At 71.6% G+C, this 11,945-nt stretch carries 14 protein-coding genes; 7 read left to right on the forward strand and 7 right to left on the reverse strand.

The annotated features are described in order from the left end of the window. Position 1: 1 nt before the first annotated feature. Positions 2–529, reverse strand: coding sequence for a cysteine hydrolase family protein (locus DFJ66_RS29970; protein WP_121226042.1), 528 nt, complete (start codon positions 527–529; stop codon positions 2–4). Positions 530–601: 72 nt separating this feature from the next. Between DFJ66_RS29970 and DFJ66_RS29975 the strand changes: the two genes are divergently transcribed. Further along, complete coding sequence (locus tag DFJ66_RS29975) at positions 602–1,552, forward strand: GlxA family transcriptional regulator (protein ID WP_121226044.1); 951 nt, start codon at positions 602–604, stop codon at positions 1,550–1,552. On the opposite strand, the gene DFJ66_RS29980 is transcribed toward DFJ66_RS29975, so the two are convergent. After that, the gene (locus DFJ66_RS29980; protein WP_121226046.1) at positions 1,539–2,351 is read right to left on the reverse strand and encodes a hypothetical protein; all 813 of its coding nucleotides are present in this window, start codon (positions 2,349–2,351) and stop codon (positions 1,539–1,541) included. The genes DFJ66_RS29975 and DFJ66_RS29980 overlap by 14 nt on opposite strands. 56 nt (positions 2,352–2,407) lie before the next feature. Between DFJ66_RS29980 and DFJ66_RS29985 the strand changes: the two genes are divergently transcribed. Beyond that, positions 2,408–3,181, forward strand: a complete 774-nt coding sequence (locus DFJ66_RS29985) for an enoyl-CoA hydratase-related protein (protein ID WP_121226048.1) — start codon at positions 2,408–2,410, stop codon at positions 3,179–3,181. 738 nt (positions 3,182–3,919) lie between these two features. Here DFJ66_RS29985 and DFJ66_RS29990 read toward each other — a convergent pair. Genes DFJ66_RS29990 through DFJ66_RS30005 form a run of 4 tightly spaced genes read right to left on the reverse strand, consistent with a single transcriptional unit; the run spans position 3,920 to position 6,954 of the window. Next, positions 3,920–4,567: a hypothetical protein gene (locus tag DFJ66_RS29990; protein WP_121226050.1), complete on the reverse strand. Its 648-nt coding sequence runs from the start codon at positions 4,565–4,567 to the stop codon at positions 3,920–3,922. 37 nt (positions 4,568–4,604) lie between these two features. After that, positions 4,605–5,120 (reverse strand): GNAT family N-acetyltransferase, encoded by a 516-nt coding sequence (locus DFJ66_RS29995; RefSeq protein WP_121226052.1) that lies wholly within the window; start codon positions 5,118–5,120, stop codon positions 4,605–4,607. Next, on the reverse strand, positions 5,117–5,653 hold the full coding sequence (locus DFJ66_RS30000) for an NUDIX domain-containing protein (protein ID WP_170199741.1): 537 nt from the start codon (positions 5,651–5,653) through the stop codon (positions 5,117–5,119). The genes DFJ66_RS29995 and DFJ66_RS30000 overlap by 4 nt, the downstream gene beginning before the upstream one ends. 2 nt (positions 5,654–5,655) lie before the next feature. Continuing rightward, positions 5,656–6,954, reverse strand: coding sequence for an amino acid permease (locus tag DFJ66_RS30005; protein WP_397556347.1), 1,299 nt, complete (start codon positions 6,952–6,954; stop codon positions 5,656–5,658). A gap of 117 nt (positions 6,955–7,071) precedes the next feature. On the opposite strand from DFJ66_RS30005, the gene nucS reads away from it, so the two are divergent. From nucS to DFJ66_RS30025, 4 genes are all read left to right on the forward strand, one after another. Beyond that, on the forward strand, positions 7,072–7,731 hold the full coding sequence (gene nucS / locus DFJ66_RS30010; protein ID WP_121231943.1) for an endonuclease NucS: 660 nt from the start codon (positions 7,072–7,074) through the stop codon (positions 7,729–7,731). 164 nt (positions 7,732–7,895) lie between these two features. Further along, on the forward strand, positions 7,896–8,663 hold the full coding sequence (locus DFJ66_RS30015; protein ID WP_121226056.1) for an FHA domain-containing protein: 768 nt from the start codon (positions 7,896–7,898) through the stop codon (positions 8,661–8,663). Positions 8,664–8,673: 10 nt separating this feature from the next. Continuing rightward, positions 8,674–9,018 carry a hypothetical protein gene (locus DFJ66_RS30020; protein ID WP_121226058.1) on the forward strand — a complete coding sequence of 115 codons (345 nt, stop codon included), beginning with the start codon at positions 8,674–8,676 and terminating at the stop codon, positions 9,016–9,018. A gap of 85 nt (positions 9,019–9,103) precedes the next feature. Beyond that, positions 9,104–9,505 carry a hypothetical protein gene (locus DFJ66_RS30025; protein ID WP_147459400.1) on the forward strand — a complete coding sequence of 134 codons (402 nt, stop codon included), beginning with the start codon at positions 9,104–9,106 and terminating at the stop codon, positions 9,503–9,505. On the opposite strand, the gene DFJ66_RS30030 is transcribed toward DFJ66_RS30025, so the two are convergent. Continuing rightward, positions 9,472–10,116: a hypothetical protein gene (locus DFJ66_RS30030; RefSeq protein ID WP_121226062.1), complete on the reverse strand. Its 645-nt coding sequence runs from the start codon at positions 10,114–10,116 to the stop codon at positions 9,472–9,474. The two genes, DFJ66_RS30025 and DFJ66_RS30030, sit on opposite strands and share 34 nt — an antisense overlap. Before the next feature lie 134 nt (positions 10,117–10,250). Here DFJ66_RS30030 and DFJ66_RS30035 point away from each other — a divergent pair, with 134 nt between their 5' ends. Beyond that, positions 10,251–11,936 carry a sodium:solute symporter family protein gene (locus DFJ66_RS30035; protein WP_121226064.1) on the forward strand — a complete coding sequence of 562 codons (1,686 nt, stop codon included), beginning with the start codon at positions 10,251–10,253 and terminating at the stop codon, positions 11,934–11,936. The last annotated feature ends 9 nt before the right edge of the window (positions 11,937–11,945 follow it).

The following is an 11,945-nucleotide window of genomic DNA, read 5'->3' on the forward strand; positions in this document are numbered from 1 at the left end:
GTCAGCCGCCGGTGATGTCCTTCGTGGACACGATCTCGGCGAAGCCGCCGCCACGCAGGTTGGTCGCCGTGGCGGCGGCGAGCTGGTCCGCCGTCAGGTCCTCCAGGTCGAAGGTGAAGGTCGCGTCGAGGACGACCTTGACGCGGTAGCCCAGGTTGCCGCCCACGCGGGCGGTGGTCTCGACGCACATGTTGGTCTGGATGCCGGCCAGCACGACGTCGTTGATGCCCCGGTTGGTCAGCCACGCGTGCAGGTCCACCTCGCCGTGGAACGCCGAGTTGACCTTCTTGCCGAACACCAGGTCCGGGGTCGCGCGGTCGAGTTCGGGCTTGAAGCGGTTGCCCTCGCCGCCGGGGGCCAGGGGCGAGCCGGGCTTGGTGGAGTCGTGCCGCACGTAGACCAGCGGGCCGTCCCAGGAGTCCAGGAGTGCGGCGATGTTGGCCTCGGCGTCGGGGTTGTTGCGCCGGCCCCACACCGGGTCGTCGAAACCCCGTTGCACGTCGACGATGATCAGCGCGGTGTTCGTCATGGCGGCCAGTCTTCGCCCTGCGCCGACCCGGGCACGAGTGGCAGGACCGGCGCGATCCGGTACTTTCCTGCCATGCGCACGGTGGGAGTGCTGGTGCTGCCCGGCAGCCGCACGTTCGACATCTCGGTGGTCGGCGAGGTGTGGGGCGTGGACCGGTCCGACAGCGGGATCGGCCCGTTCGAGGTGCGGCTGTGCGCGCCGGGGCGGGCGGCCACGCCCATGCACCCGGTCGGGCTGGTGCCCGCCACGCACGGGCTGTCCGGGCTCGCCGACTGCGACCTCGTGGTCGTCCCGGGCCGCGTCGACCCGTCGGCGGAGGTGCCGGGGTCGGCGATCCGGGCGCTGAGGGCGTTCGACGGCACGGTCGCCGCGCTGTGCTCGGGCGCGTTCACGCTCGCCGCCGCCGGCCTGCTCGACGGGCGCGAGGCGACCACGCACTGGCGCCTGCTGGACGCCCTCGAAAGCGCCGCCCCGACCGCCACCGTCCTGCGGGACGTCCTGTTCACCGACGACGGCCGCGTGCTCACCTCGGCCGGTGTCGTCGGCGGGCTGGACCTGTGCCTGCACCTGGTCCGCCGGGCGCACGGCGCGGACGTCGCCGCCGCCCTCGCACGCCGCCTGGTCATGCCTCCCGCGCGGGAGGGTGGCCAACGCCAGTACGTCGACCCGCCCCTGCCGCGGCAGCCGGGACGGGACGGCATCGCGTCCACAGTGGACTGGGCGGTGGACCGGCTGACCGAGCCGATCGGCGTCACCGACCTCGCCGACCACGCGGGCCTGAGCGAGCGCACGTTCCACCGCGTGTTCCTCGCCGCCACCGGCAGCACGCCCGGCCGGTGGCTGCAGAAGCAGCGGGTCCTGCTCGCGCAGCGGCTGCTGGAGACCACGGACCTGCCGGTGGACCGGGTCGCGCAGCGGTCCGGGCTGGGCACGGCGGCCAACCTGCGGCGGCGGCTGCGCGCCGAACTCGGGGTCGCGCCCGACGCCTACCGCCGCACCTTCCGCGTCCCTACCGCTTCGTGACGGCCACGACCCCGCCCTGCCCGTCCACCAGCAGCCGGTTGCCCAGCGGAGACGCGAGCTTCACCGGGTAGGGCTGGAGCGTCAGCGCCAGCGTCCGGGGGCAGTCGCCGACCGTGCCGACCGTCCGCACGGTGACGGTCACCGCCGTCGCCGACTCGGTCACCACGGGCTCGTTGCGCGCGGGCTCGTCGCCCGGGCACGGCGTGGGTGCCGCGGGCATGGACACGGTCAGGTCCACGCCGTCGCCGGTGGCGTTGGTCGTCACCGCCGGCCGCACCTCGCCGAGCTTCCAGAACAGGTCGGGCGCGAGCGCGGGCGTGGCCAGGACGCTGCCCGCCTCGGTGGTGAACCGCCACGCGGGCAGCGGCAACCGCCCCCGGTCCGTGCTGAACTCCGCCGTGCCGAACTCGGCGCTCACCAGCCGCACGGGCGCGTTCTGCTGCCCCTTGCCACGCGGCGGCGCGCTCACCGCCTGCAGGGCGTCGGCCATCGGCAGGAACGCCACCTGCGCCGGCCCGTCGGGCAGCGTGACCTGGGCCGGCTCCGGCGTGGCGGGCGGGGTGCCGACGAACTCGAACCCGCCCTCCATCGCGCCCACCTTCTCCCCGTCGGACCGGTACCCGTCCACCACTTCCACCCGGGGCCCGATCAGCACGATCGGCCGGGGCTTGGCGTCCACCGGGAAGTCGACCGGCGCGGCGGCCTCGGTCGGCAGGGTCGGACCGCGCCCGATGCCGTTGTGGGCGCCGCACCCCGCCAGCAGCCCGACCAGCGCGAGCACGAGCAGTCCTCTTCTCATGCCCGGAGGACGGAACGCCCACAGCGGGCGGTTGCACGGCGGACTACGGTCGGAACATGGCCGAGTACCAGCACATTCGCGTCGAAGAGGCAGACCACGTCGTCCGCGTCACGATGGACCGCGCGAGCAAGCGCAACTCGCTGTCCCACGACCACCTCGCCGAACTGCTGGCGGCGTTCCGCGCGGTCGCCGGCACGGACGCGGTCGGCGTGGTGCTGGCAGGCGAAGGCCCGGTCTTCTCGGCCGGCCACGACTTCGCCGACGTGGCCTCCCGCGACCTGGAAGGCGTCCGCGACCTGCTGACCCTGTGCACGGACCTGATGCGCACGATCGAGTCCATCCCGCAGGTGGTGATCGCCCGCGTGCACGGCCTGGCGACCGCGGCCGGCTGCCAGCTGGTGGCGTCCTGCGACTTGGCCGTGGCGGCGGAGGAGGCGGGTTTCGCGCTGCCCGGCGGCAAGGGCGGCTGGTTCTGCCACACCCCGGCCGTCCCGGTGGCCCGCGCGATCGGCCGCAAGCGCCTGATGGAACTGGCCCTGACCGGCGACGTGATCGACGCCCGGACCGCCGAACAGTGGGGCTTGGTGAACCGGGTGGTGCCCTTGGCGGAGTTGGACGAGGCCGTCGACGACCTGATGCGCCGCGCCACCCGGGGCAGCCGGGCCAGCAAAGCCCTGGGCAAGCAGACCATCTACGCCCAACTCGACCGCCCGGAGGCGGACGCCTACGCGATCGCGGTGGAGGTGATGGCGGCGGCGTCCCAAACCCCGGCGGCCAAGGAGGGCATGTCGTCGTTCCTGGAGAAGCGGCCGGCGAACTGGACCGACTAGTCTCCGCCCACTCCCTCACGCACAGCACTGCTTTCAGCACGCGCAGCACGTGCTTTTCGGCGCGCGCAGCGCGCTGTGTCGTGGTCCCAACCACAGGTGGAGGGCCTCGGTTCCCCCGCCGTATGGCCTGCCCGAAGGGCTACCACAGATTTGCCGGGGTGCAGCCGAAAGTTTTTGCGAGGAACGAGCAAAAAGTTTTAGCGGCACCCCGGGAAATCTGTGGTTGGCTCCGCCAGGCCATACGGCGGGGGAACCGACGCCCTTCACCCCCCGCTGGCGGCCTGCCGCGCGGCGAGCGCCGCTTTTCATCTTTCGAGCGCGAAGCGCTCCCAAGAGCGCGAAGCGCGTTCGGCTTGAGAGCGAAGCGTTCCGGTTTAAAGCGCTTAAAAGCGAAAAGCGCCTCGCCGGCGGGCAGGCCACCAAAGATGACTCAACTGCCACTGCGGGGGCTTCTTGCTTTTGTCATCTCCGTATGGCCTGGCGGAGCCTACCACATTTTCCAGGGGTTGCCGCTAAAACTTTTGCTCGTTCCTCGCAAAACTTTCGGCTGCAACCCCTGGAAAATGTGGTAGCCCTTCGGGCAGGCCATACGGAGATGACAAAAGCAAGAAGCCCCCGCAGTGGCAGTTGAGTCCTCACCGGTGGACTGCCGACTCGCCGGCTTCGCCGGGGACTGCCATCCGGCAGGGCAGGTGGACTGCCGGGTCCGCCGAAGGGCTCGCTGCGCGGGTGGTGGGGCTAGGGCGACTTCTTCCACAGCGTTGCCTTGAGGGCGACGGTGCCGCCCCAGGGCTCCGGAGGGCCGAGTTCCGTCACCTCCAGCATGCCCACGTTGCCGTTGCCGGTGAGCGCGCACAACCTGGTGCCCACCTCGATGCGGGACGCGGTGCCGACCGGTTCGTCCCTGCCCATCGGTTGGGTGTCCACGGCGTCGAGGCACTGTTCCGGTGTGGTGGCGGTGGTGCCGAAGCCGAGCTTGGCGCCGTTCTTGGTCAGCACCGTCGTGAAGCGGCCGTCGTCGTCGTAGCTGAACTCGGCGGCGGCTTCGATGCGGTCGACCGCCGGGGAGCCGGACGAGTCCACCGATGGCTTGTCCAGGTCGACGAACGCGCGGCGGCCCAGTGCGCCGGCGGGGAGTGCCAGTGGTTTGTCGCGGTACACCTCGACGTACCCGGGTTTGGTGGTCGTGGTCGTGGTTGCCGCTGCCGGAGCCGCGGTGGCCGCCGAGGTCGTGGTGGGTGCCTCGGCGGAGGGCGACTGGGGTTTCAGCCACGCGGCCAGCGCGATGAACAGCCCCACCACGGCCAGTGCCGCGCTCACGACACCCGCCACCGCGCCGATCTTCTGCCAGTCCACGTCGTCCTCCCGGTCGAGTGTCGGACGCATCTTGGCGCGTGGCGGCTCCGCTCGCCGCCGAATTCGATCAGACCCTCTTGTAGAACAGCGTCGTCGGCCGCAGCACCCCGCTCGGGTCGGCGGCGTAGTCCGGGATCACGCCCGCCTCCGTCCACCCCGCCGACCGGTACAGCCCCTCGGCGGGCGACCCGGTCTGGGTGTCCAGCACCAGCAGGGACGCCCCGTGCGCCGCCGCGCCCTTCTCGGCGGTCGCCAGCAGGTCACGGCCCAGGCCCCGGCCCCGGAAGTCGCGGTGCACCAGCAGTTTCAGCACCTCGGCGCGGTGGGTGCCGTTGGGGGTCGTCACCGACGCCACCTGCACGGTGCCGGCGATCCGGCCGTCCACGCGGGCCACCCACACCGACAGCACCCCGTTGGCCACGGCCGCCGCCCGCGACTTCCACCACGCCGCGGCCCGACCGTGCGGCAGGGGAGCCAGGAAGCCCACGGACGCGCCGCCGTCCACCGCGTCCACCAGCAGGTCCGCCAGGTCGTCGGCGAAGGCCAGGACGTCGGCGGACAGCAGCTCCTCGACCCCGGTCACGGCTGGGCGTGCTCGTGCAGCAGGAGCAGGGTGTAGGCGGCGATCGACTGGGCGTCGGTGATGTCGCCGCGCGCCACCATCGCCTCGAACTCCGCCCGCGGGAACCACGCCGAGCGCATGTCCTGCTCCTCGGGCTCCCGCTCGTGGAAGCCCTCGGTCAGCTCGGTGGCCAGGAACACCCGGCCGCGCTGGCTGGACATGCCCGGCGCCACGTCCAGCAGCCCCAGTTCGACCAGCTTCCCGGCGCGCAGCCCGGTCTCCTCGCGCAGCTCGCGCTCGGCCAGCGCGAGCGGGTCGGTGTCGGCGCGTTCCGGGGCGGTGCCCTGGGGGAACTCCCAGCGCCGCATGCCCAGCGGGTAGCGGTACTGCTCGACCAGCCGCAGCCGTTCCCCGTCCAGCGGGATGACCAGCGCGTAGTCCGGCTTGTCCACCACGCCGTAGATGCCGGTCGTGCCGTCGGCGCGCCGGATCGGGTCCTCGCGGACCGTCATCCACGGGTTCGCGTACACCTCGCGTGATCCGAGGGTCTCCACGATCACTCTCCCTGTGCCAGCTGCGAGCGCCTGCGCCCGTAGGCGAAGTACACCACCAACCCCACCACGGACCAGATCCCGAACGCCAACCAGGTCACCGGCGCGAGCCCCGCGACGAGCAGCACGCACATCGCCAGCCCCAGCAGCGGCACCACCGGCACCCACGGCGTGCGGAAACCGCGCGGCAGGTCGGGCCGGGTCCGCCGCAGCACGATGACACCCACGTTGACCAGGCCGAACGCCACCAGCGTGCCGATGCTCGTGGCCTCCGCGAGCTGCCCGAGCGGCACCAGTGCGGCGAGCACCGCGACCGCCACGCCGACGATGAGCGTGTTCGCGGTGGGCACCCGGCGCGGTCCGATCCGGGCGAACACCGGCGGCACGAGCCCGTCCCGGGACATCGCCACCAGCACCCGCGTCTGTCCATAGAGGACGGTCAACACGACGGACGCGATGGCGACCACCGCACCCGCCGACAGCACGACCGACGGCCACGACGCCCCGGTCACGTGCTGCAGCACGGTGGCCAGCGATGCGTCCGACCCCTCCAGCACCCCGATCCCGACCGCGCCCACGGACGTCAGCGCCACCAGCACGTACACCACGGTCACGATGGCCAGCGAGATCACGATCGCCCGCGGCAAGTCCTTCTGCGGGTTGCGCGCCTCTTCACCGGCGGTCGAAGCGGCGTCGAACCCGATGAACGAGAAGAACACCAGCGAAGCGGCACCGGTCACGCCCGCGACCCCGGCCGGCGCGAACGGCGTGAGGTTCTCCTGCTGGAACCCGAACACCGCGACCGCGACGAAGAACAACAGGACGGCGACCTTCAACACGGTCGTCACCGTCGTGACGAGCGCACTCTCCTTCGCCCCACCCAACAACACCGCCGTGGCCAACAACACCACGACCGCCGCCGGCAGGTTCACCACGTCCCCGGACAACGCGGCCGGCAGTTGCCACCCCACGGTCGCGTACAGGAACGCGTTGAGGTACCCGCTCCACCCCACCGCGACCGCCGCCACGGACACGCCGTACTCCAGCAGCAGGCACCACCCGCACACCCACGCCACCAACTCGCCCAGCGTGGCGTAGGTGTAGGAGTAGGCGGACCCCGACACCGGCACCGCACCCGCCAGTTCGGCGTAGGACAAGGCGGAGAACAACGCGGCCAACGCGGCCACGACGAACGACACCGCCACCGCCGGCCCGGCGACCGGCGCGGCCTGCCCGAGCACCACGAAGATGCCGGTGCCCAGCGTCGCGCCCACGGAGAGGGCGACCAGCGGGACCAGCCCCATCGTGCGCCGCAGACCGGTTTCGGGCGTGCGTTCCACGGGTTTGGTGCGAAGCAGTGACACGACGCCCGACGGTACCTGCCGGTGCCCTGCCCCTCGCACCCCGTAGCCTGTCCGACCGTGCGCCTCGTCATCGCTCGCTGCCAGGTCGACTACGTCGGACGCCTCACGGCCCATCTGCCGATGGCCCAGCGCCTGCTGCTGATCAAGGCGGACGGCTCGGTGTCCATCCACTCCGACGACCGGGCGTTCAAGCCGCTGAACTGGATGAGCCCGCCGTGCTGGCTCATCGAGGACCCGGACATGTGGGTCGTGCAGAACAAGGCGGGCGAGAAGCTGATCATCACCCTGGCCGAGGTCCTCCACGACTCGAAGCACGAGCTGGGCCCCGAACCGGGCCTGGTGAAGGACGGCGTCGAAGCGGACCTGCAAAAACTCCTGGCCGAACACGTGACGACCCTCGGCGAGGGCTGGACCCTGGTCCGCCGCGAGTACCCCACGGCCATCGGCCCGGTCGACCTGATGTGCCGCGACGAGACCGGCGCGTCGGTGGCGGTCGAGATCAAGCGCCGCGGCGAGATCGACGGCGTCGAGCAGCTGACCCGCTACCTGGACCTGCTCAACCGCGACCCGCTGCTCGCCCCGGTGCGCGGCGTGTTCGCGGCGCAACAGATCAAGCCCCAGGCGCGGACGCTCGCCGAGGACCGCGGCATCCGGTGCGTGGTGCTGGACTACGACGCATTGCGCGGCATCGAACCGGACGAGTTCCGCCTGTTCTGACCGGCCGCCCGGTCACCCGATCCGCCCTACCACTCGAACCGCCCGGTCACCCGACCCGCCTGGCCGTCACTCGAACGGGTGACGGCCTCGCGCCGGCTGTATCCGGGTGGTTCCCCGGTTGCTCATTCTGGTGCAGCGGATTGTGCTGACCGGCGGAGGGCGTCATGGCGGCTCGGCTCGTGGTGGTGAGGCCCGCCTCGTTGAAGGGGGCGGCGTTCGTCGTGGCCGCCGAGCGGGCCGTGGTCGGGCGGGCCGGTGGGGTGGACATCCGGATCCCCGACCGGTCGGTCAGCTCGTGCCACGCGGCGCTCGTGCGGCGGGGTGGGCGGGTCGTGGTCGAGGACCTCGGGTCCACCAACGGGACCGCCGTCAACGGGAGCACGGTGTCGGTCGCCCGCCCGCTCCGGCACGGTGACGTGGTCGGGTTCGGCGGCGTCGAGCTGCGGTTCGAGGAGTCCTACGACGGCACCGCCACCGGGCTGTACGAGCCGGTCCGCGAACCGCGCGGGGCGCACTTCGAGATCCCCGAGCAGCGCGCGGACGTGATCAACAACGTCGGGCGCGACCAGTACGTCCTGCAGCAGCGGGACGGGTTCCTGCGCGAGATCGCCGCCACCCGCACCCGCGCCACCCGCCTGATCTGGATCGGCGCGGCGATGATCGTGGGCGGAGGCGCTGTGTTCGCCGCGATGATCCTGCGGACGATGAGCGACCTGGGCGAGGCCCTCGACCTGCCGGCCGAGCCCGGCGTCATGCCCGACTTCCAGTTCGACTTCATGGGCCCGCGGGTCGGCGGCATGCCCGTCGGGCTCATCGGCTGGGCGGTCTGCGGGATCGGCAACGTGCTGCTGATCGCGGGGATCGTGCTGCACGTCGTCGCGACCGCGCGCAAGCGCAAGGTGGACGCGCGTTTTCCGGTCCGCCACCACTGAGGAGGCAGCAATGGCCATCAACATCGGCAGCCAGCACGCCGGAGTGATCAACAACGCCGAGGGGAACCAGACCGTCCACATCGGCAACGCCACCTACAACGCCCTGGTCGACCGCGTGCGCGAGGAGGTGCGGAACGTGCCCCTGCCGCCCGCCGTCCGGGCGGAGGTCGATGCGGAGCTCGACGCCGTGGGCGGCGACCCGAGCCAGGCGGTCGGGCGCGTCGGCCGGGTCGTCGGCCTGCTCCGGTCGGCGGGCGCGCTGGCGGGTGCCGGTGGCGGCTTGGCGTCGGCCCTGTCCGCATTGATCGGGTCTTTCGGCGCGTTGGGTGAGCCGCTCGCGGCAATGCTGCCGTAGACATCGGCCGTTCGGCCGCGTGGCAGGGTGAATTCGCCGATATACGCTTTACGCCCCCCGGCGAAATCACCCTGGAGAGTGCGCGGTGCGCGGACGAAGACGAAGATCCGGCTGGGTCGTCTTGATCTTTTCCGGGGTTCTCCTCGGGTCCGGCTGCGCCGCCGAGGACGACGTCCTGCCGCCGCTCGTCCAGGGGTCCAGTTCGGCCGTCGTCGCGTCGGCGCACCTCGCGGCGCAACCGTTGTCCGGCAAGGCCGGTGGCGAGGTGCGGCTCAGCGGTGAGGGGTACCCCGCGAACGCGCGAGTCGTCTTCACGTTCCACGGGCAGCGGGTCGGGGACACCACCACCGACGCCGCCGGGCGCTTCGCCGACATCGCGGTGCGGGTGCCGGAATCATTCCGCGATTCCACGCCCGGCGCGCAATTCCTCATCGGCGCGACCGCCGGTCCCGTCTACGCGGAAACACCGTTCGTGCTCACCCGGTAACGCTCGAACTCGGCCAGGTCCACGTGCGCGGTGACCAGTCCCGCGTCGATGCGGCCCGGGTACACGCGGCGGTCGGTCCACTGGCGGAACGCGATGCCGTCGCGCATGGCCGACGCCGGGCCGTGCAGGACGTAGCCCGCCGCCGCCTCGCGGGACAACAACGGGTGCACCAGGTCGGGTGGGCCCGCGCACCACGTGCGCTCGAAGCCGGCCACCGATGCCGCGCCCTCCAGGTACTCCGCGGCCAGGGACGCGGGCACCCCCGGCACGGTCGACAGCACGAACACCAGCGGCAAGTGGTCGGGGTAGTCCTCGGCCGCCGCGTCGGTCACGGCGGCCAGGGCGTGCCCGTACCCGGCGTCCCGCCCGCCGCGCGCGTCGGCCTCGCCGAGCCGGTGGTAGAGCAGCACGAGCCGCCCCGCCGCGCGGTGCCGTGCCAGCGCGCCGGGTTGGTGGCTCACGCAGCGCGGGTTGGTCGGGTAGCCGACGGGCCGGAACAGGAACCGCAGGTCGTAGCCGCCGGTTCGGGTGTACTGGGCCAACTCCCACGGCATGAGCTCGCGGGCCGTGTAGTCGACGCCGTACGCGGTCGCTTCACCTGTTGGGGTCACGCCCGGGACTACGGGGTTTAGGCCCGGGTAGTTCAGATCGGCGAGATCCACTCCGGTGCACTAGCGTCAGCCAGATCGGGTGTGCGGTAGTGTCCGATGTTGTTCGAGATTGTTGAATGGGGAGGTGGGCGACGGTGCCCGTGCTCGCTGAGGCAGACCTCCGGCTCGACGCCGGTCCGCTCGACTACGCGCTGCTCGCGGTCTACTTCGCGTTCGTGCTGGGCATCGGCTTCCTGGCCCGCCGCTCGGTGTCCTCCAGCCTGGACTTCCTGCTCTCCGGCCGCTCCCTGCCCGCGTGGGTCACCGGCCTGGCCTTCATCTCCGCCAACCTCGGCGCGATCGAGCTGCTCGGCATGGCGGCCAACGGCGCGCAGTACGGCATGGCGACCGTGCACTACTACTGGATCGGCGCGATCCCGGCCATGGTGTTCCTCGGCCTGGTGATGATGCCCTTCTACTACGGCTCGAAGGTCCGCAGCGTCCCGGAGTTCCTGCGCCGCCGCTTCGGCAAGGGCGCGCACCTGGTCAACGCCATCAGCTTCGCCGCCGCCCAGGTGCTCATCGCGGGCGTCAACCTGTACGCGCTGGCCTTCCTGCTCAACCTCATGCTCGGCTGGCCGATCCCGCTGTCCGTCGTGATCGCGGCGGCGATCGTGCTCACCTACACCACCCTGGGTGGCCTGTCCGCCGCCATCTACAACGAGGTGCTCCAGTTCTTCGTGATCGTCGCCGCGCTGCTGCCGCTGACGATCGTCGGCCTGCACAAGGTCGGCGGCTGGCAGGGCTTGGTGGACAAGGTCACCGGCGGACCGGGCGGGGCCGAGCAGCTCTCCGCGTGGCCCGCGACCGAGCTGACCGGCATCCAGAACCCGGTGCTCAGCGTCATCGGCATCGTGTTCGGCCTGGGCTTCGTGCTCTCGTTCGGCTACTGGACGACCAACTTCGCCGAGGTGCAGCGCGCGCTGTCGGCCAAGAGCATGTCCGCCGCCAGGCGCACGCCGATCATCGGCGCGTACCCCAAGGCGCTCATCCCGTTCGTGATCATCATCCCGGGCATCATCGCGGCGGTCGTGGTGCCGGAACTGGCCGCGCTGAAGTCCGGCGGGGACAGCGGCGGCATCGTCTACAACAACGCCCTGCCCGCGCTGATCGGCGAACTGCTGCCCAACGGCATGCTCGGCATCGCCATCACGGGTCTGCTGGCGTCGTTCATGGCCGGCGTGGCGGCCAACGTGTCCTCGTTCAACACGGTCTTCACCTACGACCTCTGGCAGGACTACATCCGCAAGGACCGGCCCGACGAGTACTACCTGCGGATCGGCCGGCTGGCCACCATCGGCGGCACGCTGGTCGCCATCGGCACCGCGTTCCTGGCCGCCGGCTACGGCAACATCATGGACTACATCCAGGCGCTGTTCTCGTTCTTCAACGCGCCGCTGTTCGCCACGTTCATCCTGGGCATGTTCTGGAAGCGCATGTCCGCCGCCGCCGGCTGGTCCGGCCTGGTCGCGGGCACGCTCGCCGCCGTCGTCGTGTTCGTGCTCGCCGAGACCGGCGCGGTGGACCTGCCGGGCCAGGGCGCGAGCTTCGTCGGCGCGGGCGCGGCGTTCGTGGTGGACATCGTGGTCAGCGTCGCGGTCACGATGGCGACGCGGCCGGTGCCGGAGAAGCAGTTGGTCGGGCTGGTGTGGAGCCTCACGCCCAAGGAGGACCGGCGGCACTCCGCGACCGGCGAAGACGCCGGCTGGTACCGCTCGCCCGTGCTGCTGGGCGTCGGGGTGCTGGTGCTGACCGTCGTCCTCAACATCGTCTTCGGCTGACCGGGAGGG

The organism is Saccharothrix variisporea (assembly GCF_003634995.1).
Lineage (GTDB): Bacteria > Actinomycetota > Actinomycetes > Mycobacteriales > Pseudonocardiaceae > Actinosynnema > Actinosynnema variisporeum.

Coding starts and splice junctions, on each gene's coding strand:
- DFJ66_RS29985 (WP_121226048.1), top strand. CDS start 2,408: ATGGCCGAGTACCAGCACATTCGCGTCGAAGAGGCAGACCACGTCGTC.
- DFJ66_RS29990 (WP_121226050.1), bottom strand. CDS start 4,567: ATGCGTCCGACACTCGACCGGGAGGACGACGTGGACTGGCAGAAGATC.
- DFJ66_RS30020 (WP_121226058.1), top strand. CDS start 8,674: ATGGCCATCAACATCGGCAGCCAGCACGCCGGAGTGATCAACAACGCC.
- DFJ66_RS29980 (WP_121226046.1), bottom strand. CDS start 2,351: ATGAGAAGAGGACTGCTCGTGCTCGCGCTGGTCGGGCTGCTGGCGGGG.
- DFJ66_RS29975 (WP_121226044.1), top strand. CDS start 602: ATGCGCACGGTGGGAGTGCTGGTGCTGCCCGGCAGCCGCACGTTCGAC.
- DFJ66_RS30005 (WP_397556347.1), bottom strand. CDS start 6,954: ATGGGGCTGGTCCCGCTGGTCGCCCTCTCCGTGGGCGCGACGCTGGGC.
- DFJ66_RS29970 (WP_121226042.1), bottom strand. CDS start 529: ATGACGAACACCGCGCTGATCATCGTCGACGTGCAACGGGGTTTCGAC.
- DFJ66_RS30015 (WP_121226056.1), top strand. CDS start 7,896: ATGGCGGCTCGGCTCGTGGTGGTGAGGCCCGCCTCGTTGAAGGGGGCG.